Genomic DNA, 25,666 nt, shown 5'->3' on the forward strand with positions numbered 1-25,666 from the left:
ATGAGCCGCACATGAAACGAATCGTGATCATCACCGGTATCGCCGTTGTGCTGCTGATCGCGGTGCTCGCCGTGCCGATCAAGGTGATGTGTCCGAATGGTCCCTGCACCACAGCGCCGGATGAACAGGGCAACGTTCACCGGTACTACGAGATGAAGCCGTTGGGCGCAGCGCTGGTCGAGGACGTGACCGGGCTCCGGATCTCGATTCACTACGGATCGGGGGTGGAGGCCGAGTCACTCGGGTAGCTGCGCAACGCTCGGGTCCGTCCGGGTGCGCGCGTTACCGCGTCGGGAACCCCGGCGATCCCGACCCAGCGGCCGGTGAATGGGCCGGCGTCGAATCAGCTCCGGTCGGCGCGTTCTGCGTGCAGTGCCTTCACGCGGCGCTGCTCATGCAGCACCTTCTGGTAGCTCGCGCGTTCGGCGACCAACCAGTCCGGCTGCTGCTCGAGCAGCGCGGTGATCTGCTCGCTGGTCAACGCATCCCCGACGCCGCCGCGGGCCAGACCGGCGATGGAGATCCCCAGTTTGGCGGCCACCAGGTTCTTTGGGTGCGGGCCGTTCTTGCGCAGGTCTTTGAGCCACTGCGGGGGATCGGCCTGCAGCGCGGCGAGTTCGTCTCGGGTGATCGGGTTCTGCTGGAACTCGTCGGGGGTGGCGGGCAGGTACACGTCCAGCTTCTTGGCCGCCGTGGCGGGTTTCATGGACTGCGCGTTCGTCCTGCTCATATGGCAAGCCTATCGGTAGCCTGAGCCGGTGAGCGCGCCGTCCCTGACCCTCGGGTACGTCCCCGGCGGGACTCCCGCGAAATGGGCTCGGATCTGGGCGCAGCGGCATCCTCAGGTCCCGCTGAAGTTGCATCTGGTCGACGCGGCACAGGCTGCCGACGAGGTGCGGGCCGGCACGGTGGACCTGGCCTTGCTGCGGCTGCCCACCGACACCGCGGGGCTGGCCGTCATCGAGCTCTACGCCGAGACCACGGTGGCGGTGGTACCCACCGATCACGTCCTGAGTGTCCTCGACGAAATCACCGCCGCGGACCTGGACGGCGAACCGATGCTGATCCCGGCCGACGACGTCGTCGGGTGGGCTGCCGCGCCCGGTGTTCCGGTCGATCATCGGCCCGAAACCACCGAGGCCGCAATCGAACTCGTGGCGGCAGGCCTGGGTGTGCTGATCGTGCCGCAATCTCTGGCCCGGCTGCACCATCGCAAGGACCTCACCTACCGCCCGATTGTGAATGCGCCCCGCTGCGCGGTGGCGCTCGCGTTTGGCGAGGGCCCGCAGCCGGAACTGATCGAGGAGTTCATCGGGATCGTGCGGGGACGCAAACCGGGGTCATCGCGCGGCCCGGCGCGCGCCGCTCCGAAACGTAGCGCGCGGGAGAAGACGCTGGCCAAGCAGGCCGCGCGGGAAGCTGCGGGCAAGGTCGCGCGCAAACCGGGTCGGGCCAAGCGCGGCCGGCGCTGACGCGGTTCGGTGCACGCTCGGAGCGTAGATCGACCGCTCAGCGCGCCCGCGGGAAGCGTTGTGCGACATCGGCGTACTCGTCGCGGATGGCCGTCTTGGCCAGCTTCCCGCTGGGCAGTCGCGGCAACGGGTCCGGGCGCAGCACCACATAGCGCGGAACCTTGTAATCGGCGAGCACCCGTTCGCAGTGCGCCACCACATCCGCGGTGCTCAGTTCGGGGGTCAGGGGTGACACCGCGATGATGGCCGCCGGCGTCTCGCCGAAGCGCTCATCGGGAGCGGCGATCACCGCGACCTCCTCGACACCGTCGAGCGCGGCGATGGTGGCTTCCAGTTCGACCGGGGAGATGTTGATCCCGCCGGAGATGATCAGGTCCTTCATCCGGTCGACGAAGGTGATGCGGCCGGCTTCGTCCCGGCTCCCGAGGTCGCCGCTGTGCAACCAACCATCCCGCAGGGCCGCCGCGGTGGCCACCGGATCGCCCCAGTACCCGGGAGTCACCAGCGGGCCGCGAATCACGATCTCACCCGGTTCGCCCGGACCGGCCGGGGTGCCGTCGGTGGTCACCACCTCGATCTCGGTGAAGATCGAACCGATGCCGCAGGACCCGGGGTGGTCCAACGCCTCGGACTTCAACGTCGCGGTGGCAACGCCGCCGGCCTCGGTCATGCCGTAGATCTGGCGCAGCAGCACGCCTTTGTCGGCCCAGGTTCCCAGCAGGTCGGTTGGCACCGCGGCACCACCGACGATGGCTGTGGTCAACGAACTGAGATCGGCCGTGGCGAATTCCGGGGTTGCGGCCAGCGCCTCGAAGATCAGCGGAACGCCGAACAACACCCGGACCCGGTGCCGCTCGATCAGGCTGACCGCCCGCGCCGGGTTGAGTTCGCGTTCGACCACCAACGTGCCACCCAACACGCTGGTCTGCAGCAGCCCGAAGACCAGACCCGGGGTGAATGCCAACGGCAGCACCAGCAGGCTGACCGTGCCGGGCCGGAAACCGTCCTCGGTCAGCGTCTGCTCCAGCACGATCGACATCAGCGTCTGGTTGGTCAGGATGACGCCCTTGCACATCCCGGTGGAACCGCTGGTGAAGATCACCGCGATGGGCTCGTCGGGGGCGCGGTCGACGCGGAAGTCGTCCGGCGCACCGGTGCGCATGGCGCTGACCGCGTCGAGGTCCAGTACGGCGAAATGCGAGCCCGCGGCGGCGGCCTCGTCGACCCCCGCGCGGTGGGTGGCCGGGGCGAACACCGCAGAAATACCGGCATCGTCGGCCACCGTGCGGATCTCGGCAGGTTTGAGCCGCGAGTTCATCGGCACCAGTACCGCGCCGCTGCGCAGCACCGCCAGCGCGGCCACCGGCCAATGCAGGCAGTTCGGCGCCAGCAGACCCACCCGGTCACCGGGCTTGACCCCGCTGTCGGCCAGCTGGCGGGCCAACCGACCCGTCCAGGCGTCGAGTTCGCGGTAGGTCAGGACGTCGTCGTCGATGACGATGGCGGGCCGGTCGCCCGCGGTCCTGGCCCACCACCGAACGGCAGACGCGACTGTCGCGGCCATCTTCCTCCTCCGAAAACTTCAGACCGTGGCCGGCGAGCCGAACACCGTCGCACTCACGAGCGGTGCCATCGGGCCGCCGATGAGCAGCGAGACATCCGCGCCGGCAACCGGGTTGGGTGAGCCACCCCGAATCTGGCGCACCGCCTCGACCACCAAACCGATGCCGTGCACGAACCCCTCGGCGATGTTGCCGCCGGCGGTGTTGATGGGCAGACGGCCGGTCTCCACGGTGAGATTGTCCACCGTCAAGAACTCTCCCGCCGCCGGACCGGGCGGACACAGGCCGTGATCGATCAACGCGGCCACCGCCGGGCCGGTGAAGTTCTCGTAGAGCTGCGTGACGTCCACGTCGTCGGCGGTGATGCCCGCAGCTGTCCACAGCCGCTGCACCATCGCGGGGTGAAAGCCCGCGCTGGTGTAGTCGGTTTCGTTCTCCACCGAATCGGTCCAGCCCGCCGCGGCACCCTGCACCCCGGACAGGATGTAGGCCGGGGTGCCGAGGAAGTCGGCGACCCGGTCGGCACGCGTCACCAGCACCGCGGCGGCACCGTCGTTCTCCCGCGAGCAGTCGTACAGTTGCAGCGGTTCGGCGATCACCCGCGCGCCGCTGTAGGTCTGGTGATCCAGCGGCCGACCGTAGGCGACAGCGCGCGGATTGTTCTGCGCGTGGTGGTAGCCGGCCATCGAAATGGCCTCCAACGCCGAGCGTGGCACTTTGTCGACCTCGAGCAGGCGCTGCGTGCGCAGCGCACACAGTTGCGGCGGCGCGATCACCCCGTGTGCGCCGTAGAGGTGACCCATGTGGCCCTTGTTGAATGCGCGCCGGCCGTCGGTGGCTTCGCTGAGGCCGCGATAGACCACCACCAAGTCGGCCTGACCGCTGTACACCGCGGCGGCCGCGCTGTTGACCGCGGCGGCCAGCCCGCCGCCGCCACCCCCGAAGACCTGGGTGGACCAGCGCACCTCGTGCACGCCCAACGCTGCCGCGAGTTTCAGCGCCTCGCTGGAATCGTCGCCGTAGGAGACGAATCCGTCGATGCTGCGCGGGTCTGCGCCGGCGTCCGCGCAAGCCGACAGGATGGCCTGCAGCACCAACTGCGCCGACGACAGCGGGCTGGTACCCCGTTTGAAGTAGTCGGTGGCGCCGACGCCGACCACCGCGGTCGCGCCGCGGAATCCGTTCATCGTTGCTCCTCATCGAGGCACCAACGGACCAGTGGCCAGTATCGGTCGTCGGGCGGTTGCTCGATGAAGCCGCGCACCCGCTGGCCGATCCGGGGCGTGATGCCGTCGGCGGGGGTGAGCACGCCGATCACCCGGCGGCTGTCGGCCGAGGGCAGTTCCACCAACACGTTGACATAGGGCAGATGCCCGCGACTCTCCGGAGTGAACTGTTGCCAGGTCCGGGTCCACGAGTAGATCCGGCCAGTCAATTCGACTGGCTCCCAGACGATGTCGAAGCTGTGACAGGACGGGCAGATCGGCAGCGGCGCCCAGGTCCAGCTCCGGCACTGCCGACAGCGTTGCAGCAGGAACTCACCGGCCCGCAGTCCATCCCAATGCGGCTGGTCCAGGCCGTCCTCGGCGGGACCGGTCAGATCCACCCACGGCGGTGTGTCCGGGATGTTGCGGACGCTGAACACCCGCCAGGAGCCGTCGGTGAATTCCACCCAGCGCGAGCGCAGTTCGATCCAGGACCCGTCCGGCGCGGTGTAGCGGATCACCGCGTCATAGCGGCCGTCGGCGACCTCGGTGACGGCACGCACCTCAAAGCCCGTCAGCGTCGGCGGCAGCTCCGGTGCGGCGATCAGCTGACCGACCCGGTCGGGCAGAAAATCGGCGAGCACGGTGGCGTTGTCGCCGGCGGCGACCGAACGACCGTGCGCCTCGACGGTCTTCAACAGGTCAGCGGGAACGGATGTGCTCAGAGTCAACGTGCCTCATTCAGTTCGTATTGCACGTCAGTGCGGTCATGTTGGAAACCGACCAGCCGGCACGCGTTGACCAGCCTGCTGTCCCTGGAATCGACGTACACGATCAGACCGGTCAGGCCGTGGTCGTGCACGTGTGCGGCAGCACCGTCGAGAAGTCCCCGCAACGCGGCCGGATCGGCCCACGGCGGCCCGGCCACCGCGGTGGCAGTGGCACAGGCGCCGAACTCGTCGGACCGCAGCGGATTCAGGTTCAACGTGACGAGTCCGGTGATGGACCCGTCCACCCGCAACGCGTAGCTCGCGTCGGATACAGCGAATCCCGCCGCCCAGTCCAGGTGTTCGAGTGCGTCCGGGGTGATCGGCTCGAGCACCGCGGCGTCCGGGGTGATCGGCTCGAGCACCGCGGCGTCGGCGGCCCGGTGCGCGGAATCGGTGGGACGAATCAACTTCCAGACACGTTTGGTGCGCGGGATCAGGAAGCGGTTGCTCAACCGTCCGCTCGCCGGATGGTTACCCCGCGCCCAGGCGACGATGGTGCGTGCCCCAGTGCCCAACCAGCCGTCCGGACCGCTGGTGTCCAGGCCGACCTGTTCGAGCAGCAGCGTGCTGATGCCGATCGATCGAAATCTCGGGTCCACCACCAGGAACACCCGTCCGGTGCCTCCGTCGTCGACCACCAACCGCAGCAGCCCGGCGATCTGCTCGGGTTCATCCGGGGCCGCCAACCTGGTGGCGTGCGGCAACATCCAGATCAGCAGGTGGTGTGTTCGTCGATCACCGCTGGCCATGCTCGCGGCGACGTCGGCGTACTCGATGGTGCTGTACTCCGGCTCGGCGTCGTAGGCCGCGGCCCGGTCGAGCAGGTCGGCCAGCGCGTCGCCCTCTGCCGGGCTCAGCTCGGTGCGCCATTCGTATTTGATCACCGTACGGTCACTTTGCCGACGCTCGCCCCTCGGCGAGCAGCTTCTGGGTTTCCCGGCGAAACACCTGGTTGGCGATCTCGTTGCGACCCAACAACATCGGACCGGCATCCGCGCTGCCCATGCCGGTCTGCGAGTTACGCAGCAGCGGGAAGTCCTCGTTGTGCAGCACGGCCAGCAGAATGTCCCAGTTCTTCTCCCAGCGCCGGTTCCAGTGCTCCTCTTCCATGCCGGAGTCCGCCAGCGCGGGCACCATCAAGCGCTGTTCCATCCGGGATCTGCGCGGATCGCTCGGGTGCGGCCGGAAGGTCAACAGCTGGAAGTGATCCGGTTGCCGCAGCAGCGTGCTGTTGGGCAGCAGGAAATGGGTTTCGGTGACATACGGGTCCAGGGGAGTGTCGCCCGGGTCCTCCTCGAGCCACCGGTCGATCGACTTGCGCGGGGCGATGAACCGGCAGTGCCGACCGAAGTCCTCGAAGGCCATCACGTTGGTGTGGATGACCTTGCCTGCGGTGTTCGGGTGTGCGTACTGGATGTGGTAGCCGTCCAGGAAAGCGTCCTGCATGATCTTCCAGTTAGTCGGCTCGTCGAAGCCGGCCGCCCGGAAGCTGACCAGTTTGTCCAGCTGGTAGCCGGCCAGGATGGCGTCCATCTCCGGCCCGAGCCAGGCCGCCACGTCGATGTCGGCCGAGGCGTTGTCGACGACCCAGATGAAGCCGTGGCGTTCCTCGCAGGGAATCTCGACCAGGCCGTGGGCGTCGCGGTCGATGTCGCCGAAGGTGTTGTCCCGGGTGACCGTCCGCAGCCTGCCGTCGGGGTCGTAGGACCACCGGTGGTAGGGGCAGGAGAAGAAGCGGCAGCGGCCCTTCTCCTCCTTCTCCAGCATCGCGCCGCGATGCCGGCACAGGTTCACGAACGTCTTGACGCTGCCGTCCTTCTGGCGCACCGCGATGAGGTTGTTGCGCGGCATCTGGACGGTGATGAAGTCATAGGGACGGCCGATCTCGGAGCCGTGCGCGATGATCGACGGCACGGTGCCGAAGATGTGGTCGCGTTCCTCCTGCGCCAGCACCGGGTCGGTGAAGTCGGTCGCCTCGAAGTCGACGACCTCGTCGAACTTGTCGGTGGTGTCGTTGCGCAGCAATTCGATGGCGCGCCGGATGCGGTCCTGCCGAGGCAGCGAGGTGGTCATCACATTCACCTCACTTCCGGGGTGAACACGATGGGCAGGCGCGCGCAGCCGCGCACTTGGCTGGAGTGGAACACCGGCGGATCCGCCTGCACCAGTTGGTAGTCCGGGATCCGGCGGTGTAGCTCCTCGAGTGCCACATTGAGTTCGATGCGGCCGAGGTGCGAACCCAGGCAGCGGTGCACGCCGGCACCGAAGGACAAGTGGCGGTTGGGATTGCGGTGGATGTCGAAGGTCTCGGCGTCCGGGAACTCCAAATCGTCCCGGTTGGCTGAGCACAGCGGAACGATCAGCTGATCGCCCTCGGCGATCTGCACCCCACCGAGTTCGACGTCCCTGGTGGCGCGCCGGCCCGGAATGACGGCGGCCTCATAGCGCAGGATCTCCTCGACCGCCTTGGGAATCGCGGCCGAATCGGCGATGATCTCCGCGCGCTTGTCTGGATGGGCGGACAGGTGGAACACCGACCACGCCAGCGAACCCTGCACGGTGTGCAGGCCACCGATCAGCAGCAGGAAGAACATCCGGTTGAGCTCTTCGTCGGTGAGCAGCCGGGAGCCATCGGGCAGCTTGACCTCGCTGTGCACCAGTGTCGACGTGATGTCGGCACCGGGGTGGGCGCGGCGGTCCTCGACCACCTTCTGGAAGTAACCGAACATCTGGAAGCCGGCCATCATGCGCGCGGTGTTGGACGCTTCCTCGGTGCCGCCGGGTTTACCGAACAGGATGGTGTCGGTGGCCTCGCTGAACAGTGCGGCGTCCTCGAGTGGCCAGTCCATCAGCGCCAGGAAGATCCGGGCGGGCAGCTCGTGGGCGAACTCCGAGACGAACTCGACCGCACCCTTGGCGGCGAACCCGTCGATGAGCTCATTGACCACCTCGCGGATGTGTCCGGTCAGGTTCTTCATCCGCTGCGGGCTGAACAGCGGCTGCAGGGCCTGCCGGTAGGCGGTGTGCTCGGGCGGGTCCAGTTCGAGCGGGATGAACTTGCCGATGTCGCTGGTCACCAGATTGTTCGGGTAGCTCGAGAAGGTTTCCGGGTCGGTGAGGACCTGATGGATCTCCTGGTACCGGGTGACGATCCAATGCCCACCGTAGGCGGTGGAATAGACCACCGGGCCGATGTCGCGCAGTTGGGCCATCCGCTCCTGCATGGTGTCCACCGGGACGGCCAGCGTGGGGTCGTAGACGTCGAGATCGACGACGAGTTCGGTGGGGACGCGTTCCAGGGTGGTCATGAAGGCTCCGTTTCTCGGGTCGGGATGTCAGTGGGCTGTTTCCGGGTTGAGATCCTCTTCGAACCACATCCCGACCCGGGCCAGCGTGCCGCCGTCGGCCGACCCGATGGTGGCGCCGGAGATGTAGGCCGAATCGTCGGACACCAAGAACAACGCGACCTTGGCGTTGTCCGAAAGTGACGGCGGGCGTTGCAATTTCAGCGGGATCGGGGACACCGTCGGGTTCCACGGTCCGGCGACCTCTTCGTAGGACTGACCGACTACCGGAGACCCGGGTGGCATCAGGAAGTTCGGTGACATGCCGTGCGTGGGGGCGATGGCGTTGACCCGGATGCCGAACCGGCCCAGGTCCAGGCTCAGGCCGCGGACCAGTCCGTTGACCCCGGCCTTGGTCGCCGAGTACATCGCGATGTTGTGGTAAGCGACCATGGAGGCCGCCGAGGAGGTGGCCAGGATGGTTCCGCCGCCGTTGGCCTTCAGGTGCGGCACCGCGGCCTGGGCGGTGTAGACCACGCCGCTGAGGTTCACGCCCAGCACGTGCTGCCAGTCGTCCTCGGTCAGGTCCTCGAACGCTACGAACTCGCCGCCGGCCACTGTCGGCACGCCGCCGCGCGAGACGATTCCCGCGTTGGCCCAGGCGATGTCGAGTTTTCCGAACGTCTCGACGCACGTGTCGACCGCTGAGGAGATCTGCTCGCGCCGGGCCACGTCGGCGGTCAACGCGATGGCCTCGCCGCCCTGCTCCTGGACCAGCTTCAAGGTCTGTTCGGCGCGGTCGGTGTCGATGTCGACGATCGCGACCTTGGCGCCCTCCGCGCAGAACAGTTGTGCGCAGTGCCGGCCCAGGCCGGACCCCGCACCGGTGATCAACGCGACTTTGTCCTCGAGCTTCATCCTTCTCCTTCGGTAGCACTGGGCTGTGGGCGGCCGGCGGCGCGGGCAGCTGTGTGACGTGCGCCACCCTGGCCGTAAACCTTACGCCCATAGGTATAGCCCGTCAATGCGGGGTCTGCGTTCAACATCTGGGGATCCAGCTGATTCGTTGGTGGGTAGGTATTTTCGATGCGCTCCGGGCTACCGGCTGCGTTCGGTTCAGTCGTCCTCGATGATCAATGCGAGTTCCGGGCAGGCGGCCACGCCGTCCCGGACGAGCTGTTCCTGACCCTCGTCCACGATGTGCGGCTCGAGGATCGAGTAGCCGTCGTCGTCGATGGGGAACAGGTCCGGGTCGACGGCGTAGCACTGCGCGTGGCCGGCGCACCGGGCGCGTTCGAGGCGCACTTTCATCGGTCGGGCCTTTCTCGTGAAGCCTCGTAACCTATGACCTTTAGGCAACCTCGACTATAGGACGCGACTGTCCGGCAGTCCAGTGAATCGGTCGATTTCGAGGGCGGTTGGGCATTGCGGCGACCGTGCATCAAATCTTATGGTGATAGGTAAATCGGGTGCGACAGATGAGGAGAGGCAATGACCCTCGACGCCGACACACTGCGCCGGGAGCAGATCGAGGTGCGGTGCCCCGCCGACGGCCGAGTGGTCGGCGCGGTGGATCACCTGGGGGCCGATGCGGTGGCCCAGGTCTGCGAGGAACTGCGCGCCGCCCAACCGGCCTGGGAGGCGCTCGGCCCGCGGGGGCGCAGCGCGCATCTGCTGCGTTGGCTGGACTGGCTGCTGGACAATGAGCGGGCACTGGTCACCATGATCCAGTCCGAGACGGGCAAGTCGTGGGCGGACGCCTCGATGGAGATGGCGGTTGCCATCGACGTGATCAACTACTTCACCAAGAACGCCGAGGCGTTTCTCGCCGACCGCCGGGTGCGTCCGGCCGGCGCGGCCAATGTCATTCGGCGGCTCCGGGTCCAGGTCCGGCCGCACCCACTGGTCGGCGTCATCACGCCGTGGAACGGGCCGCTGGGTGGACCTGTGATGGATGTGGTGGGCGCGCTGGTGGCCGGCGCCGCGGTGGTCAGCAAGCCATCCGAGGTCACGCCGCTGACCTGGTCGGAAGCGGTGCGGGGGTGGCGTGAGGAGATCGGTGCGCCACCGGTGTTGGCGGCGGTGATCGGCGCGGGTGAGACCGGTGCCGCGGTGGTCGACGAGGCCGACATGGTGATGTTCACCGGGTCGGTCCGCACCGGCCGGGCGATCGCGGTGCGCTGCGCCGAGCGGCTCATCCCGTGCAGTCTGGAACTCGGTGGCAAGGACGCCTTCATCGTGCTGGCCGACGCAGACATCGAACGTGCGGCGACCGCGGCGGTATGGGGGGCGATGACCAATTCCGGCCAGGCCTGCATCGGTGTGGAACGGGTGTACGTCGAGGCGCCGGTGTACGAAGAGTTCGTCGCCAAGCTCACCGCCAAGGTGGCGGCCCTGCGCCAGGGGATGGACCCCGTCGGCAGCTTCGCCTGCGATATCGGTGCCATGGTCACCGCGGCGCAGGTGGACATCGTGGCGGCCCACGTCGAGGACGCCATCGCCAAGGGCGCTCGGGTGCTCGTCGGTGGTACCCGCGGTCCGGCCGGCAACTTCTTTGCGCCCACCGTCCTGGTCGACGTCGACCACTCGATGCGGTGCATGCGGGAGGAGACCTTCGGTCCGACCGTGGCGGTCATGTCGGTCGCCGACGAGGACGAGGCGATCGCCTTGGCCAACGACTGCGAGTACGGCCTCAGTTCGAGCCTGTGGACCGGTGACAAGGCCAGAGCGCAGCGGCTTTCCCGGCGGATCGAGGCCGGCTCGGTCTCGATCAACAACGCCCTGGTGGCCACCTTCCAGATGCCGGTGCCGATGGGCGGGTGGAAGAACTCGGGGCTGGGCAGCCGATTCGGTGGGGCGCAGGGCGTGCTGAAGTACTGCCGGCAACAAGCGGTGGTGTCCGAACGTATCTCGTTGAAAGCTGAACCGCTGTGGTATCCGATCGTGCCGCTGAAGTCACGTTTGATCGGCCGGGTGTCGCGGCTGCTGGGAGCACACGACTGGCGTCGTCGGCTCGGTCGTTCCGGCCGGAAAACCTGACTGGGATAGATAACAGAATGCGCCAGCTGGATGAACCTGACGGGGGCGGTGGCCGAACATGGCCGGGCAGCTTCCATTTCAGCCATGACGCAACACACACAAACCTAACGATCCCTGCAGTTGAAACGTTCGTATACTCGACAGGTGGCGTGCGATGCCCAATAGTCGCTGCCGTCAATGCCTCTGGGTTACCGCGGGTCGGAGCGAAGGGTTGGTTGTGAGGATCGAAATGGTCAAGCCGGCGCCATGCCACGGTCAGGTGCGTTGAATGGCGCGGCCATCGAAGGCATTGATCACCCGTGCCACCGCGGTCGAGGCGTCGATCGAGATCATCGACCGAGACGGTTTGGAGGCGTTCAGCCTGCCGAAGTTGGCCAAGCACATGGGTGTTTCGGCCCCGTCGCTCTACCATCACTTCGCCGACAAGAACGCCATCATGGCGGCAATCGCGCGTCACATCGCCGGCAAGACGGTGATCCGTCCGCGTCGTGCGCCCGGACCGGACTGGCCGGAGTACTTCGTGACCTTGGCGCTGAACTTCCGTCAGGCGGTGTTACGGCACCGCAACGCTGCACCGGTCTTGCTCGAACATCTGCCTCGCGAGGTCTTGATGCAGAGCTACGAGGACGCCGCCGAATTCCTCGAAGATTCCGGGGTGCCGCTGCGGCTGCACGCCCGGGTCCTCGACGGGATCGAGACACTGTGCGTCGGCGCGGTGCTGATGGAGGCCTCGCGTGATCCGCGCAGCCGGCGGGGCCCGTTCCCCGCGCTCGACGTGGACAGGTTCCCGCGGCTGGCAGCGGCGTTCGCGGCCAATGAGCTCACCGTCAAGGAGCTGTTCGCCGAACGGGTGCGCAGCTTCCTCTACGGCGTCGCCCTCGAAGACGGGCTGGACCAGACCGAGCAGGAACCGGCCTGATCAGCTGGCGCCGGCCAGCAGCAGGTCCTGCCAACTCTTCTTCTCGGCTGCACCTGCAGCCAGATCGGTCTGGGTGTAGACCTGCCCGTCGGGTCCGATGTAGCGGCCGGTCGCCGGGTCGTAATAGGCCCCGGCGATCGCAGGCAGCGTCTCGGTGCTCGGTGGCTGCGGTGCCGAGCCGGGTGGCTGCTGTGGCACATCCTGGCCCGAGAGGGTGGCGTTGGGGTCGCCCTTCCAGTTGAAGCCGTCGTTGAGCGGGACGTACTCCTCGTCGCTGCGGCACATCTGGGCCGTCGGTGCGCGCTTGCCCGGGCGGCCCAAGCAGGGCAGGTTGCGGGCGCCGCGCACGGCCATCCACGAATCCTGCGGAATCCGGCAGTACAGATCGGCGGCGGGCCGGTCCGGGGTGTCCACCAGCGACGGGATCCGCTGCTGCTGAGCCGGCAGGTACCCGGTGGTGCAGGGCGGCGGCAGGTTGAGGTTCAAGTTGAATGACAGCACCAGGCCGGGGTTCTTGGTGCCGCGGTTGGCGACCGTGCCGCCCTGCATCACCTGCACACCCATCGGCAGCAGCACCAGCAGCTGTTCGATCGCCGGGTTATAGGTCAGGGCGAGCTGACCAGTGGAGACCAGATTGGCCAGCACCACCGGCAAAGTGGGCTTGAGCCGATCGATCAGCGCCCGGGACTCATCGGCGGCCTGCGCGCCGGTTTCCAGGAGGGTGTCCACTCCGGTGTCCTGGTCGCGGACCTGGTCGGTCAGGTCGGCCAGGTGCCCGGCCCAGGACCGGATGGCCGCACTGGTCTGAGCCTGCGAGTCCAGCACCGGCTGCACCTCGTCGATCAGGCTCAACAGCGGGTCCAGATTGTCCCGCGCGGCGATCGACAGCTCGGTCGAACCCTTGACGATGCGGGCGATTTCCGGACCCAACCCGCTGACGGCGGTGTGACCCTCGTCGATCACCGTTTGCACGTTGTCGTGCGGGATGGCCTGCAGGCCGCGGTTGGCGGCGTCGAGCAACGCGTTGATGTCCGGCGGAGTCGAAGTCCGGTCGCGGCTGATCACATCGCCGGCGCGCAGCGGTGCGGCGTCGGCGCTACGCGGAAGCAAGCTGACGTACTGTTCGCCGATGGCCGAGGCGCTGTGCACCTGCGCGGTCAGATCGGACGGGATCGAGACATCGGAACGCAGCGTGAGGGTGGCCTCGACGCCGGTGTCGCTGAGCCGAACCGCGCCGACCCGACCGACCTGGGTGCCGCGGTAGGTGACGTTCGCGCGTTCGTACAACCCGCCGGTCTGCGGCAGTTCGAGGGTCACGTCGTAGTGCCCGACCCCGATCAGGGCGGGCACCTTGATGTAGCCGAACAGCATCACGGCGCCGGCCACCATCGCGACGGTGCTGAACACTGCCAGCTGGATCTTCATCCACCTCGTCGGTCGCATGTCAGGGCCCCTGGTTCATCAGGTAGGGAGCAACCAGAGGGTTGCCCGCGGTGTAGGGACTCGGCAACTGGCCGATTGTGCGACCCCACTGCATCTCGAGTTCGGTCAGATCACCCTCCCACCGGGTGCCGGTGAAGAATGTGTTGTCGAGTCGGCTCAGGGTCAGGTCGACGATCGCGGTGATGTTGGCGTAGTCGCCGCGAATCCAGTTGTCCAGCGGTCCCTTCGGCCACGGGAACGTGCCGATGAAGTCCAGCGAACGGGTGAGGTCCGGGCCGGCATCGGCCAGTGATGCCAACACCGGACCGATCGCCTCGAGTTCGGAGACCAGGCTGTCTTTGGTCTGGTTGACCGCGGTGGTGGCCAGCGCGCTGAACTTGCCGAATGCATCGAGGGCCGTGACCAGATTCTCGCGTTGCTCCGCCAGCACCGACAGTGCCTGCGGAATCGTCGTGATGGCCCGGTCCAGCGTCGGATCCTGGTCGGCGAGTTGAGCCACCAGACCGTCGAAACTCTCGGTGGCGGCGATGATGTCGCCGGTCTGGGCGTTGACGTGACCGACGAACTGGTCGAGCTGCTCGATCAGGTTGCGCAGTTCGTGTTCCCGACCGGCGAAGGCCGTCGCGAATGCCGCGGTGATGTCCTGCAACTGACCTATGCCGCCACCGTTGAGCAGCAGCGACAACGCCGACAAGGTCTCGTCGGTGCCGGGGTAGGCGCCGGCATTCGCCAGCGGGATGACCGATCCCTCGCGAAGCCGTTCCGGTGCAGGTGATTCGGTGGGCGGCTGGAGTTCGATGTGCAATGAACCCAACAGGCTGGTCTGGCCCACCGTGGCAACGGTGTTCGCGGGCAATGACACATCACCGTTGAGGCGCATCGTGACCAGTGCGTTCCAGCCCTGCCGTTCGATCTTGGTGATGGTGCCGACGTTTGCATCACCGACCCGCACCCGGGAGTTCTGCTGGATGTAGCCGACGTCGGACAACTGGGCCTGAATGACGTAGGAGCCCGGGCCGCCGCCCTCGGTGCCGGGCATCGACACCGAGTTCAGGCCACGCCACTGACATCCGGTCAGGCCGGCGGCCAGCAGCACCGCAGCTCCGATCAAGCTGCAGCACTGCTGCTTTCGGAACAGTCGGGTCATGATCCGGATCCCGGGGGAGGAAGCATCAGGCCTTCGAGTCCGTCGGCCGGATTGGTAGGCAATGGCGCGCTCGGCGATTCCTCGGCCGGGGCCGGCTGCGGTCGGTGGTCGGGTCGCAGCCAGTCCTCGGAGTAGGTCAACTCGTTGGGGCGAGCGGCCTGGCCGACGAAGTAGTTCGCCCCGAGCGGGAAGAAGTTGTACTGCCGGTTCTTGATGATCGGTGCCAGATACTGCACACACAGCTTCGCCGATTCTTCGGCGTTCATCCGGGCCGCAGCCTGAATTCCGCCGCACAGGAACGAGATCGGATTGGCGAAGTTCTGCATGGTCAACGCACCGGTGATGCCCTGCTGGGTCGGCTGATAGATGTTGATGAAGTTCTGCAGCGTGTTCGGGAACATGTGCAACGACTGTTCGACGTCACCGAGGCTGTCGCGCACCGCATTCGAGATCGAGGCCATCTTGTCGGTGCTGACCCCCAGCGCCTCGCGGTTGTCGGTGATGAAGCGGGTGGCGTCACCGACGACGGCGCTGAGTTCCTCGAGTGCGTCGCCGACCGCCCCGGGGGTGTCGGTCAACAGGCCGGACACCGCGGCCAGGTTCGTGTTGAGCTCCGCGAGCAGCCCCGAGCTGTCCTCGAGCGCGGACACCACCACCGACACGTTCTTGACGGTGCCAAAGACGTCGTCGCTGTGGTCGCCGAGCACCGACAGTGCCTGCGACAGTTTGATGATGGTGTCCCGGATCTCGGCACCCTGGCCACGCAGGTTGTCGGCGGTGCTGTTGACGAACGCCCCCAACGTGCTCACCCCGCCTGGTTCGGTCGGCTGCAGCGCATCGGTCAGCTTCTTCAGCTGTTCACGCAGGTCGTCCCACTCCAGCGGCACCGCCGTGCGGGCCAGCGGAATGACGGTGCCGTCGGCCATCGCCGGCCCGCCGGTGTAGGCCGGGGTGAGCTGGATGGCGCGGGCGGTGACCAGCTGGGGGGACACGATCACGGCCCGCGCGTCGGCGGGAACCCGATGCTTGCCGCCGACCCAGAAACTGATCTTGACCCGCTCCGGCTCGGCTTCGATGCGGTCGATGCTGCCGACCGCCACGCCCAGGATGCGCACCTCGTCGCCCTGGTACAGGCCGTTGCTGTTGTCGAAATAGGCGACCAGGTGGGTCCGGCCGGCCTGGGCTGCGATGGCCTGCACCTGGACTGCGATGCCGGCGACCAGCGTGACCGACAGCAGCGCGGCCAGCAGGATGCGCAGCGTGCGGGTGGTCATGGCTGCTCACCTTCCTGGGCCGCTGCGGGTGCCGGTGGCCCCGGCGGCGGACCGCCGGGTGCCGGAACCGGTTCGGGTTCCCGGTACGGGTAGCGCGGATCACCTGGATTGCCGGTGATCGCGTCGGGCACGGTCAGCTTCGGCTCACCGCCCTGCCCGGTACGCGGGAAGGGCACCGGCAGCGGGGGAGTCGCGACCTGCCCGTCTTGCGGATCGGTGCGCTCGGAAGGCAGCAGCACGTTGGGATCGAGCCCCAGGTCGGAGAACGCGGCGTCGACGAACGGCTGGATGAACTGCCCGGGAAGCAGATTGGCGATGTAGGCCTTGAAGAACGGTCCCGAAGCCACCGACTCACCCAGCGACATGGCGTACTGGTTGAGGTACTTGATCGCCTGCTGTAGCCCCTCTTTGCGATTGTCGACGATCCCCAGCACCTCGTTGAGCTTGTCCAGTGCCGGACGTAACGCGGTCTGATTGTCTTCGATGAAGCCCTTGAGCTGGCGGGCGAAGGCCGTCAGATTTCCCGAGATCTGCTCCAGCGCAGCGCTTTGGGCGCGCATCTCGACCAGCAGCTCGTTGCTGTGTCCCACCGCGGCGGCCACCTTATCGGCGCGTGCGGACAGCACCGACGATGCGGAACTCGCGCTTGCCAACAGCTTTCGCAGCGTGGCGTCCCGGTCTGCGAGCACCCGCGAGAAGCGGCCCACACCTTGCACGGCAGCCTTGAGGCTTTCGGGCGTGTCCTTGAAGGTGTCCGAAATCGTGGCCAACGCATCCGAAACGGTGCTGGTGTCCAGGTTGTCGATGGTGCTGGACAGATCACCCAGCGCATCGGGCAGGTCATAGGGCGCAGTGGTGCGTTCCAGCGGGATGGCCTCGGTCAACTCGGCGTCGCCGCGCGGGGTGACCTGCAAGACCTTGGCGCCCAGCAGGCTCTTGGTCCGCACCTTGGCTTCGGTCTGGTCGCCGAGACGCACGCCCTCGTCGACGTCGAATTCGACCACGACCTGGGCGCCGTCGAGTTCGACCGACGACACCTCGCCGACCCGGTATCCGGCGACCTGCACTGCGGCACCGGCTTTGAGGCCGCCGGCTTCCGCGAAGTGGGCGGAGTAGTGCCGGGCGCCGTTGAAGAACGGCAGCTTGTCGTATTGCAGGGCAGCCACCATGAGTGCAGCGGTCACTGCGATGCCGGTGGCGCCTATGACCCACTGGTTGCGTTCCGAGAAGGACTTCACTTGGGTGCGCACCGTCCTGTGTCCTGACCGGCGAGTTTGACGTACACCGGTTGACCGCCCTTACCGTTCACCTTCAGCACCAGGTCGCACAGGTAGAAGGTGAAGAAGTCGCCCATGATGCCGAGCCGGCTGAGAACCTTGTAGGACTGCGGCAGGGTCCGCAGGTAGTCGTCGATCCAGACGTGGTCGTCCACCACGATCGAGAGCACCCGATCCGCCTGTCCCACCGTGTTCTGCAGCGGCGGCCGGGCCCGTTCGAGCAGGTCGGCGATGGACTCCGCGGCCGCGTTGGTGTAGGCGATGGCATTGGTGACATCGGTCTTGCGCGCGGCCAGTCCTTCGACCAGGTCGGACAGTGAATCGACGGCCTGCGCGAACTCCCCGCTGTGGTCGTCGAACGTGCCCAGCACGGTCTGCAGGTTGTCGATCACCTGGGTGATCAGCTGGTCCCGATCGGCCAGGGTGTTGGTCACCGCGGCGGCCTGGGACAGAAATGATCCCATGGTGGCGCCCTCGCCCTGGAACACCGAGATCAACTGCGCTGAAAGCGCGTTGACCTGTTCGGGGTCCAAGGCCTTGAACAGTGGCCGGAAGCCGCCGAGCAGGGTGTCGAGGTCCAGCGCGGGCTGGGTGCGGTCCAGCGGGATCATCGCACCGGGAGCGACCGGGGTGAGGTCCCCGGCCCCTTCCAGCAGTGCGAGATAGCGGTCACCGATCGGGTTTTCCCATCGGATGGCGGCCTCGGTGGACTGGGTCAAGGTGACGCTCGGATCGGCCGTGAACTCGACGATGGCCGATGCGTCGGGGCTGATCGAGATCTTCTTGACCTTGCCGACCTCGACGCCGGCGATGCGGACGAAGTCGCCGGTGGCCAATCCGCTGACGTCGGTGAACTCGGCACGATAGTGCTGCTCATCGGAGAATCGCAGCTGGGCGAACACCGCAAGCAGCGCGAAAGTCCCTAGCACACAGACGATTGCGAAGACGGTGAAGTTGATCGCGACGCGGCGCAGGTTGTCGTTCACGGGACACCTGCCCACAGCGGCGCACCGTCTGGGCCGTACCAGGGCGCGCCGTACGGGGGACCTCCGGGCACGGCCGGCGCCGGGCCGGGGGCGGGACCGGGCAGGCATTCACCGACATGCGGGGCTTCCGGGATGGCCCTGGTGACCGGAAAGTAGTCCGCTGAGCAGGTTTGGCCGATACCCGGGTTGGGCCGCCAATCCAGTCCGGTTCCCCAGCCGGTGTTGGTGATGAGCTGGCGCACCGGGAAGTTCTTGGCCGCGTCCGGCAGTGACCCGCACCCGGGCTGCCCGCCGGGCCCACCCTTGGCCGCGACCAGCGGCAGATTCTCCGGATAGCGGTAGAGATCGTCGCCCAGCGCAAGGCCCGCGTCGAGGTACACCGTGCGACCGTTGCCGCCGAACCAGGTGTTGCCGGCGGTGTCGAGGAACACCTTGGCGCCCTGCACCGTGCAGGTGTAGATCGGGTTGTACTTGTGCAGCAGGCTGGTCGTCGGTTCCAAGACGTTGATGGCCGTGACGAAGTCGTCGAGGGTGGGGGCAAACAACTCGATACCGCTGTTGGCGAACCCGATCGAGTTGAGCAGCAATGCATGTAGCTCGCTGGTGTGCTCGGTCACGCTGGTGGAGGTTGTGCTGGCGGCCTCGAGTGCGGCCAGGATGTCTTGTGCGGCCGGCCCGTAGGCTGCGTTGAATCCGTGCGCCGATCGCCAGTCCGCGGCGACCTTGTCCATCTTCGGGTTCAGCGCGGACACCACCTGGTTGGCGGCGCTGATCGCCTCACCCATGCGTTCGCCCTGACCGCGCACCCCTTCGGCGAGAGCGGTCAGGATCCCGTTCAGTTTCGGCACGTCGATCTGTTCGAGCAGGCCGACCAGATTGTCGAAGACCGTGTTGACCTCGGTGCTGACGTTGCGGGACCGCAACACCGCGCCCGCCGACAACCGTTGCACCTCAGGGTTTTCCGGATAGATCAGATCGACGTACTTGGCTCCGAAGGCCGTGGTGGCCTTGATCTCGGCCTCGATATTGGCCGGGATCCACCGGATCTGGTCGGGATACAGATCCAGGCGAAGGCTCACCGGGCCGGTGCCGCCCACGATCTGCCCGACCTGACCGACCTCAACACCGCGCAGTTTCACCTTGGCGCCGGACTCCATCACCAAACCGCTGCGCTCCGAGGTCAACGTCACCGACAGGCGCGGTGCGAAGGTCCCGGCGAACAGCGCAGAACACACCAGCACCGCCGTGATGACGGTGGCGAACAATCCCAGCGCCCACCACAGCGGATCACCGCCGGGACCACCGTGCCCAGATGCCATACCCGTCATCCCGAAAGGTTGAAGTTGCCGGACTTGCCGTAGATCGCCAAGGACAGGAACAGCACCACGAACACCGCCGAGATCATCGAGGTGCGGACCGCTCGGCCGACGGCTTCACCCACGCCGGCCGGACCGCCCGAGGCGGTGAACCCGTAGTAGGTGTGCACCAGCATGATCACCACGGCCATCAACACCGCCTGGAAGAACGACCACACGATGTCGGCGGGATTGAGGAAAGTGCTGAAGTAGTGGTCGTAGACGCCGCTGGACTGGCCGTAGACGACGGTCGTGCCGAACCGGGCGGCCACGAACGAGGAGATCATCGCGACGCAGTACAGCGGGATGACCACGATGACCCCGCTGACCACCCGGTTCGACGCCAGGTAGGCCACCGAGCGCACGCCCATCACCTCGAGCGCGTCGATCTCCTCGTTGATCCGCATCGCGCCCAGTTGGGCGGTCGCCCCGGCGCCGATGGTGGCGGCCAGCGCGATCCCGGCGATCACCGGTGCGATCAGCCGAACGTTGAAGTAGGCCGAGGCGAACCCGGTGAGCGCCTCGACGCCGACGTTGGAGAACTGGTTGTAGCCCTGGACCGCGACGAGCGCCCCGGTGGACAGGGTCAGGAACCCGACGATCACCACGGTCCCGCCGATGATGGCCAGCGCGCCGGTGCCGAGGCTCATCTGCGCGATCAGCCGAACCGTCTCGAACCTGTAGTGCACCAACCCATCTCGGATCGAGGCCAGGGTGTGGAAGTAGAACTGGGTTTGGCTGCCGATGCGCCGCAGGCCCTCGATCCGCGTGCTGGCGGCCCGGCGCAGACGCGGGTGCGGTCGGCTCGGGACACTGCTGGCCGTCGGCGTGCCGGCGGTCACAGGGTGGCCTTCACGCCGACTGCGGTCGCGATGATGTTGATCGCGAACAGGGCCATGAACGTGTAGACCACGGTTTCGTTGACCGCGTTTCCGACCCCGGCGGGACCTCCGCCCACCGAAATGCCCTTGTAGCAGGCGATCAGCCCGGCGGCCAGACCGAACAGCGTGGACTTGATCAGCGAGATGATCACGTCGGAGGCACCGGTGATGACCGTCAGGCCCCCGATGAACGACCCGGGTGTCACGTGCTGGACGAACACCGAGAAGGCGAAGCTTCCGGTCAGGCCCACCAGAATCACCACCGAGGACAGCAGGGTCGCGACCACGGTGGCCGCCAGCACGCGCGGCACCACCAGCACCTGGATCGGGTTGACGCCCATCACCCGCAGGGCGTCGAGCTCCTCCCGGATGGTGCGCGCCCCCAGGTCGGCACACATCGCGGTGGCGCCGGCGCCGGTGACCACCAAAACGGTGACCACCGGCCCGATCTGGGTGACCGTCCCGTAGGCCGCGCCGGTTCCGGAGAAGTCGGCGGCGCCGAACTCGACCAGCAAGATGTTGAAGGTGAACACCATCAGCACGGTGAACGGGATGGCGAGCATCAGGGTGGGCAACAACGACACCCGTGCCACGAACCAGGCCTGCGCCAGGAACTCTCGCCAGGCGAACGGCCGCCGCGGCAGTAGTGCAAAGGTGTCCAGGGTCAGGGAGAAGAAGCCGCCGGCGGCGGTGACGACCTTGCCGACGATCGCCGGTGCAGCGATTCGCTGCGCCGCGCCCGCGGCCTTGACGCCGTTCGGTGTCAGGGCGGTCATCGGGGCTCCCGGCGCTTGCGTCCGAACGTCATCGTTCCCCTTTGAGTCGTTGCTGAGCGTCGCTGCGGGGACGGCCCGGGGCGTCCGGAAACAGCCCCGGGGGAGCCGCGGTCAGCCTTCCGAACACCTTCGGTCTTTAGGTTAAATCACGCTGCAGGGTGCGTCAACCACATCTTTACAGACCGCGATCCGGTGCCTCGGGTGGCCGGTGCTGAGGGTATTCATGCAGGTAGACGCGTAGTTTCGGGCCAATCCGCGGCGCGGCAAAGACCTCAGCGCTGGGGTTGGAGTAACCGAATGATGGTAGATAATGTTCCGTCATTGCGGGTCGGAACCGGGGAATCTACTGGGGGGCGGGTCAACCTGGCCGACTCGGGCGGGATGGGAAACGGAGCGCGGGGTGGTGCCCGGTGCGCCGTCTGCTCAAATCGTCACGGTGCCATCGGGATTGATGGTCCAGAACGGATTGTGCGCGACCTCCCAGACGTGCCCGTCGAGGTCGGCGAAGTAGGCCGAGTAGCCGCCCCAGTAGGTCTTGTGTGCCGCTTTGACGATGGTGGCGCCGGCAGCCCGGGCGCTGGCCAACACGGCGTCGACGTCGGCGTCGCTGCGTTCGTTGATCGCGATGCTGATGCCGCTGAACCGGCCGTCGACCGGCACGCCGGAGTCCGCGGCCAGGTCGTGGCGGCCGAACAGCGCGAGCACGATCCCGGGCAGCTGATAGAACACGACGTCGTCGGGGGCCTGGGCCGGGACCCAGCCCAGCCCGTCCTCGTAGAACCGACGGGCCCGCGCCAAGTCGTCGACGCCGAGGGTGATCAGGCTGATGCGTTGGTCCATGTTGGGCAACGTACCGCCCCGGACGGACCTGTCGGCGGAGCCGACCGAGCCTAGAATGTCATGTGCGCCGGGCCTTGGGCCTTCTTGTAGAGCGCCTTGAGCAGACGGTCCCGGAAGGCCTCGTTGTCGAGCAGCCGCAGACCGGTTTCGGCCACCTTGGGGTAGCCGATCAATTTGTGGAACAGCCGGCCGCGCCGGTATTCCCGGCCCCAACTGGCTTCCATCCGCTGCTGATAGTTGGTGAAGTCGTCGGGTCCGCCATTGGTCAGCGCCGCGATCGCGCACTCACCGGCCACCAGTCCCGATTCCAGGGCCTTGGAGATACCGGCTCCGGAGGCGGGCTTACCCGCACCCAGCGAGTCGCCGACGAACAGCGCACCGGGCCGCCACGGCGGCCACGCGGTGAAACCCATCGGCAGCCGCCAGGCCCGCACGCTCTTGTTCTTCTTGAGCTCCTCGATCGGCGGCAACTCCCAGTCGGCCGGCAGCGAGCGCAAGAACTCGCCGAGGAACTGGGTGGCGTTGATCGCCTGCCAGTTCCGGTAGCTGTTCACGTAGCCCAGACCGATGTTGAATCGGCCGCCGCCCATCGGGAACACCCAGCCGTAGCCGGGCAACTGGTCACCCTCGAAAAGCAGTTGGGTGTAGATGTCGAGGCTGTCGGTATCGGGTCGGTTGGCCGTCATCTCGGAGCGGATCGCGATCGCGGTGTAGCCGTTGTACTCCGAATCCAGGTTCATCGCGCGTTTGAACGGGGAGTGCGCGCCGTCGGCGACGATCACCGCGTCGGCCAACACCTTCTCTCCGCTCTTGAGCACCGCGCCGGTGACCCGTCCGCGGTCGTCGTACTCGGGGCCGGCGACCTCCGCGGACTGGCGCACCTCGGCGCCGACGCCGGCGGCGTGCTCGAGCAGCATGGTGTCCAGCACGGTCCGGCTGACGGTGGCGCCGTAGTCGGGCATGCCCGGGCGCTGCGGGAAGGACAACTCCCAGCGGCTGGGGCTGAACACGGTGACCCGGTTGACCCGGTGGAATTTCTCGACCTCATGGGCCAGGCCCATCTTCTGCAGATAGCTGACCGCGCGGGCGGTCAGCCCGTCACCGCACGGTTTGTCCCGCGGGAACTGGGCCTTGTCCAGCAGGACGACTCGGGCGCCGGTCAGAGCCGCCTGCCAGGCCGCCGCCGAGCCTGCGGGCCCGGCGCCGACTACGGCGAGGTCAAATCGCTGTGTCACTCGTGGTGTCTCGTTTCGCGCCCGGTGTCGGTCGAAGGATCGGAATCGGATTCGCCTTCGATGTTAACGGAGCGTCGGCGTCGTTCCGGTGCCTGAGTCGGCCGGGCGCGGCGGGTCGGACCGGATGGTTCGGCCACCGGAAACGGCGCCGCCGACCACCTGGTCACGAACGGGTACGGGCAACTTGGCGGCACCGTATCGGCAGGTCAGCCAGGTTGGTACGAGTACAGTGCTGGGCGTGCGAGTTGCTCCTCGGCCGCGGGCCGCTGCCAAACCGGGCATCAAGGTGGATGCCCGCAGCGAGCGTTGGCGTGAGCACCGCAAGAAGGTGCGGGCCGAGATCGTCGACGCCGCGTTCCGGGCCATCGACGAGCGCGGCCCCGAGGTCAGCGTGCGTGAGATCGCCGAGGAGGCCGGCACCGCCAAGCCCAAGATCTACCGGCACTTCACCGACAAGTCCGACCTGTTCCGGGCGATCGGGGAGCGGCTGCGGGACATGCTGTGGGCCCAGATCTATCCGGTGATCAACCTGAGTACCGACTCGGCCAGCGACGTGATCCGGCACAGCATCGAGCAGTACGCCTATCTGGTCGACGAGCATCCCAACGTGGTGCGCTTCGTGCTGCACGGCCGCTTCCCGGATCAAGCCGGTGCCACCGTGCTGGCGGTCAACGAAAGTCGCGAGGTCACCCTGGGTCTGGCCGAATTGTTCAGCAACGAACTGCGCGACATGGAACTGGACCGCTCGGCGATCGAACTGGCGGCTTACGCGACGTTCGGTACGGCGGCCTCGGCCACCGATTGGTGGCTGGGTCCACGGCCGGACAGCCCGCGCCGGATGCCGCGGGACAAGTTCATCGGGCACCTGACCACCATCATGATGGGCGCCATCATCGGCACCACGGCGCTGCTCGGCATCAAGATCGACCCGGACCTGCCGATCCACAAGGCCGTGCCGCGGGAAACCAGCGGCGGCCAGTAAACCCGTCAGCGACGTCGTGACCTGCCCGGACGACGGTTTCTCCGGCCCGGTTTCGGCGCGCTGCGCGGTTGCCGACCCGACACGCCAGGACACAAGTTCTTGTGTTGCAGCGTGTTGTCGGACACCAGTTGTAGTGTCGGAGGCATCAGTCCTGCGTTGTGTGAAGAGGGGTCCAGGTGTCCGAGGGAATGAAGCTCATCGACCGGGTTTCGGCTATCAACTGGAACCGGCTGCAAGACGAAAAGGATGCCGAGGTCTGGGACCGGCTCACGGGTAACTTCTGGCTGCCCGAGAAGGTCCCGGTATCCAACGACATCCCGTCCTGGAACACGCTCAACGCCGCCGAGAAGCAGCTGACCATGCGGGTGTTCACCGGTTTGACCATGCTCGACACCATCCAGGGCACCGTGGGTGCGGTCAGCCTGATCCCGGATGCGCTCACGCCGCACGAGGAGGCGGTGTACACCAACATCGCGTTCATGGAGTCGGTGCACGCCAAGAGCTACAGCAACATCTTCTCGACGCTGTGCTCGACGACCGAGATCGACGAGGCGTTCCGGTGGTCGGAGGAGAACCCGAACCTGCAGCGCAAGGCCGAGATCGTGCTGCAGTACTACAAGGGTGACGAGCCGCTCAAGCGCAAGGTGGCCTCCACGCTGCTGGAGAGCTTCCTGTTCTACTCCGGTTTCTACCTGCCGATGTACTGGAGCAGCCGGGCCAAGCTGACCAACACCGCCGACATGATCCGGCTGATCATCCGCGACGAGGCCGTGCACGGCTACTACATCGGCTACAAGTACCAGCGCGGTCTGGCCTTGGTGGACGAGGCCAAGCGCCAGGAGCTCAAGGACTACACCTACGAGTTGCTGTTCGAGCTCTACGACAACGAGGTGGAGTACACCCAGGATCTCTACGACCAGGTGGGTCTGACCGAGGACGTCAAGAAGTTCCTGCGCTACAACGCCAACAAGGCGCTGATGAACCTCGGCTACGAGGCGCTGTTCCCCAAGGACGAGACCGACGTCAACCCGGCCATCCTGTCCGCGCTGAGCCCCAACGCCGACGAGAATCACGACTTCTTCTCCGGTTCGGGGTCCAGCTACGTGATCGGCAAGGCCGTGGTCACCGAAGACGAGGACTGGGACTTCTAAAGCCTTGTCGCACAGGCCCGCTCGTGCCTGAAGGCCACGTCGCCGGGTCGCCCGGCCGCACGCTCGCA

At 66.9% G+C, this 25,666-nt stretch carries 25 protein-coding genes; 6 read left to right on the forward strand and 19 right to left on the reverse strand.

Going from position 1 to position 25,666, the window contains the following annotated elements; all coding sequences use genetic code 11:
* Positions 1-11 precede the first annotated feature (11 nt).
* Positions 12-248, forward strand: a complete 237-nt coding sequence (locus tag AC5Y3P_RS04390; RefSeq protein ID WP_500044663.1) for a hypothetical protein — start codon at positions 12-14, stop codon at positions 246-248.
* Positions 249-343: 95 nt separating this feature from the next.
* On the opposite strand, the gene AC5Y3P_RS04395 is transcribed toward AC5Y3P_RS04390, so the two are convergent.
* Positions 344-730 carry a DUF5997 family protein gene (locus AC5Y3P_RS04395; RefSeq protein WP_500044664.1) on the reverse strand — a complete coding sequence of 129 codons (387 nt, stop codon included), beginning with the start codon at positions 728-730 and terminating at the stop codon, positions 344-346.
* A 28-nt stretch (positions 731-758) separates the two neighbouring features.
* On the opposite strand from AC5Y3P_RS04395, the gene AC5Y3P_RS04400 reads away from it, so the two are divergent.
* Entirely contained in the window at positions 759-1,472 is a 714-nt protein-coding gene (locus AC5Y3P_RS04400; RefSeq protein WP_500044665.1) for a LysR family transcriptional regulator substrate-binding protein, read from the forward strand.
* A 37-nt stretch (positions 1,473-1,509) separates the two neighbouring features.
* On the opposite strand, the gene AC5Y3P_RS04405 is transcribed toward AC5Y3P_RS04400, so the two are convergent.
* The 8 genes from AC5Y3P_RS04405 to fdxE form a co-directional block, all read right to left on the reverse strand.
* Positions 1,510-3,036 carry a class I adenylate-forming enzyme family protein gene (locus tag AC5Y3P_RS04405; RefSeq protein WP_500044666.1) on the reverse strand — a complete coding sequence of 509 codons (1,527 nt, stop codon included), beginning with the start codon at positions 3,034-3,036 and terminating at the stop codon, positions 1,510-1,512.
* A gap of 18 nt (positions 3,037-3,054) precedes the next feature.
* A complete protein-coding gene (locus AC5Y3P_RS04410) occupies positions 3,055-4,221 on the reverse strand; it encodes a thiolase C-terminal domain-containing protein (protein ID WP_500044667.1) in 1,167 nt (388 codons plus the stop codon).
* On the reverse strand, positions 4,218-4,970 hold the full coding sequence (locus AC5Y3P_RS04415) for a Zn-ribbon domain-containing OB-fold protein (protein ID WP_500044668.1): 753 nt from the start codon (positions 4,968-4,970) through the stop codon (positions 4,218-4,220). The genes AC5Y3P_RS04410 and AC5Y3P_RS04415 overlap by 4 nt, the downstream gene beginning before the upstream one ends.
* Positions 4,967-5,893 (reverse strand): hypothetical protein, encoded by a 927-nt coding sequence (locus AC5Y3P_RS04420; RefSeq protein WP_500044669.1) that lies wholly within the window; start codon positions 5,891-5,893, stop codon positions 4,967-4,969. The genes AC5Y3P_RS04415 and AC5Y3P_RS04420 overlap by 4 nt, the downstream gene beginning before the upstream one ends.
* Before the next feature lie 7 nt (positions 5,894-5,900).
* Positions 5,901-7,082, reverse strand: coding sequence for an aromatic ring-hydroxylating oxygenase subunit alpha (locus AC5Y3P_RS04425; protein ID WP_500044670.1), 1,182 nt, complete (start codon positions 7,080-7,082; stop codon positions 5,901-5,903).
* Positions 7,083-7,087: 5 nt separating this feature from the next.
* Positions 7,088-8,317 (reverse strand): cytochrome P450, encoded by a 1,230-nt coding sequence (locus AC5Y3P_RS04430; protein ID WP_500044671.1) that lies wholly within the window; start codon positions 8,315-8,317, stop codon positions 7,088-7,090.
* Between the two features lie 27 nt (positions 8,318-8,344).
* Positions 8,345-9,211 (reverse strand): SDR family NAD(P)-dependent oxidoreductase, encoded by an 867-nt coding sequence (locus AC5Y3P_RS04435; protein WP_500044672.1) that lies wholly within the window; start codon positions 9,209-9,211, stop codon positions 8,345-8,347.
* 198 nt (positions 9,212-9,409) lie between these two features.
* Entirely contained in the window at positions 9,410-9,604 is a 195-nt protein-coding gene (gene fdxE / locus AC5Y3P_RS04440; RefSeq protein WP_500044673.1) for a ferredoxin FdxE, read from the reverse strand.
* Between the two features lie 180 nt (positions 9,605-9,784).
* Here fdxE and AC5Y3P_RS04445 point away from each other — a divergent pair, with 180 nt between their 5' ends.
* Positions 9,785-11,332, forward strand: a complete 1,548-nt coding sequence (locus AC5Y3P_RS04445; protein WP_500044674.1) for an aldehyde dehydrogenase family protein — start codon at positions 9,785-9,787, stop codon at positions 11,330-11,332.
* Between the two features lie 268 nt (positions 11,333-11,600).
* Entirely contained in the window at positions 11,601-12,251 is a 651-nt protein-coding gene (locus tag AC5Y3P_RS04450) for a TetR family transcriptional regulator (protein ID WP_500044675.1), read from the forward strand.
* Here the strand turns inward: AC5Y3P_RS04450 and AC5Y3P_RS04455 are convergent, their stop codons facing one another.
* The 10 genes from AC5Y3P_RS04455 to AC5Y3P_RS04500 all read right to left on the reverse strand — a co-directional run bounded on the left by AC5Y3P_RS04455 (position 12,252) and on the right by AC5Y3P_RS04500 (position 23,465).
* Positions 12,252-13,694, reverse strand: a complete 1,443-nt coding sequence (locus AC5Y3P_RS04455; protein WP_500044676.1) for an MCE family protein — start codon at positions 13,692-13,694, stop codon at positions 12,252-12,254. It abuts the gene before it with no gap.
* 1 nt (position 13,695) lies between these two features.
* On the reverse strand, positions 13,696-14,841 hold the full coding sequence (locus tag AC5Y3P_RS04460) for an MCE family protein (protein WP_500044677.1): 1,146 nt from the start codon (positions 14,839-14,841) through the stop codon (positions 13,696-13,698).
* A complete protein-coding gene (locus AC5Y3P_RS04465) occupies positions 14,838-16,115 on the reverse strand; it encodes an MCE family protein (RefSeq protein WP_500044678.1) in 1,278 nt (425 codons plus the stop codon). The genes AC5Y3P_RS04460 and AC5Y3P_RS04465 overlap by 4 nt, the downstream gene beginning before the upstream one ends.
* Positions 16,112-17,353: an MCE family protein gene (locus AC5Y3P_RS04470; RefSeq protein WP_500044791.1), complete on the reverse strand. Its 1,242-nt coding sequence runs from the start codon at positions 17,351-17,353 to the stop codon at positions 16,112-16,114. The genes AC5Y3P_RS04465 and AC5Y3P_RS04470 overlap by 4 nt, the downstream gene beginning before the upstream one ends.
* A complete protein-coding gene (locus AC5Y3P_RS04475; protein WP_500044679.1) occupies positions 17,350-18,378 on the reverse strand; it encodes an MCE family protein in 1,029 nt (342 codons plus the stop codon). Before AC5Y3P_RS04475 ends, AC5Y3P_RS04470 begins: the two co-directional genes overlap by 4 nt.
* A complete protein-coding gene (locus AC5Y3P_RS04480) occupies positions 18,375-19,697 on the reverse strand; it encodes an MCE family protein (RefSeq protein ID WP_500044680.1) in 1,323 nt (440 codons plus the stop codon). Before AC5Y3P_RS04480 ends, AC5Y3P_RS04475 begins: the two co-directional genes overlap by 4 nt.
* A 5-nt stretch (positions 19,698-19,702) precedes the next feature.
* Positions 19,703-20,575, reverse strand: a complete 873-nt coding sequence (locus tag AC5Y3P_RS04485; protein WP_500044681.1) for an ABC transporter permease — start codon at positions 20,573-20,575, stop codon at positions 19,703-19,705.
* Positions 20,572-21,390 carry an MlaE family ABC transporter permease gene (locus tag AC5Y3P_RS04490; protein WP_500044682.1) on the reverse strand — a complete coding sequence of 273 codons (819 nt, stop codon included), beginning with the start codon at positions 21,388-21,390 and terminating at the stop codon, positions 20,572-20,574. Before AC5Y3P_RS04490 ends, AC5Y3P_RS04485 begins: the two co-directional genes overlap by 4 nt.
* A 423-nt stretch (positions 21,391-21,813) precedes the next feature.
* Entirely contained in the window at positions 21,814-22,230 is a 417-nt protein-coding gene (locus AC5Y3P_RS04495) for a VOC family protein (protein WP_500044683.1), read from the reverse strand.
* A gap of 50 nt (positions 22,231-22,280) precedes the next feature.
* Entirely contained in the window at positions 22,281-23,465 is a 1,185-nt protein-coding gene (locus tag AC5Y3P_RS04500; RefSeq protein WP_500044684.1) for an NAD(P)/FAD-dependent oxidoreductase, read from the reverse strand.
* Positions 23,466-23,703: 238 nt separating this feature from the next.
* On the opposite strand from AC5Y3P_RS04500, the gene AC5Y3P_RS04505 reads away from it, so the two are divergent.
* Both AC5Y3P_RS04505 and nrdF read left to right on the forward strand, forming a co-directional pair.
* Entirely contained in the window at positions 23,704-24,447 is a 744-nt protein-coding gene (locus AC5Y3P_RS04505) for a TetR/AcrR family transcriptional regulator (protein WP_500044685.1), read from the forward strand.
* Between the two features lie 188 nt (positions 24,448-24,635).
* The gene (nrdF, locus tag AC5Y3P_RS04510; protein ID WP_500044686.1) at positions 24,636-25,598 is read left to right on the forward strand and encodes a class 1b ribonucleoside-diphosphate reductase subunit beta; all 963 of its coding nucleotides are present in this window, start codon (positions 24,636-24,638) and stop codon (positions 25,596-25,598) included.
* The last annotated feature ends 68 nt before the right edge of the window (positions 25,599-25,666 follow it).

The organism is Mycobacterium sp. NGS45 (assembly GCF_059812645.1).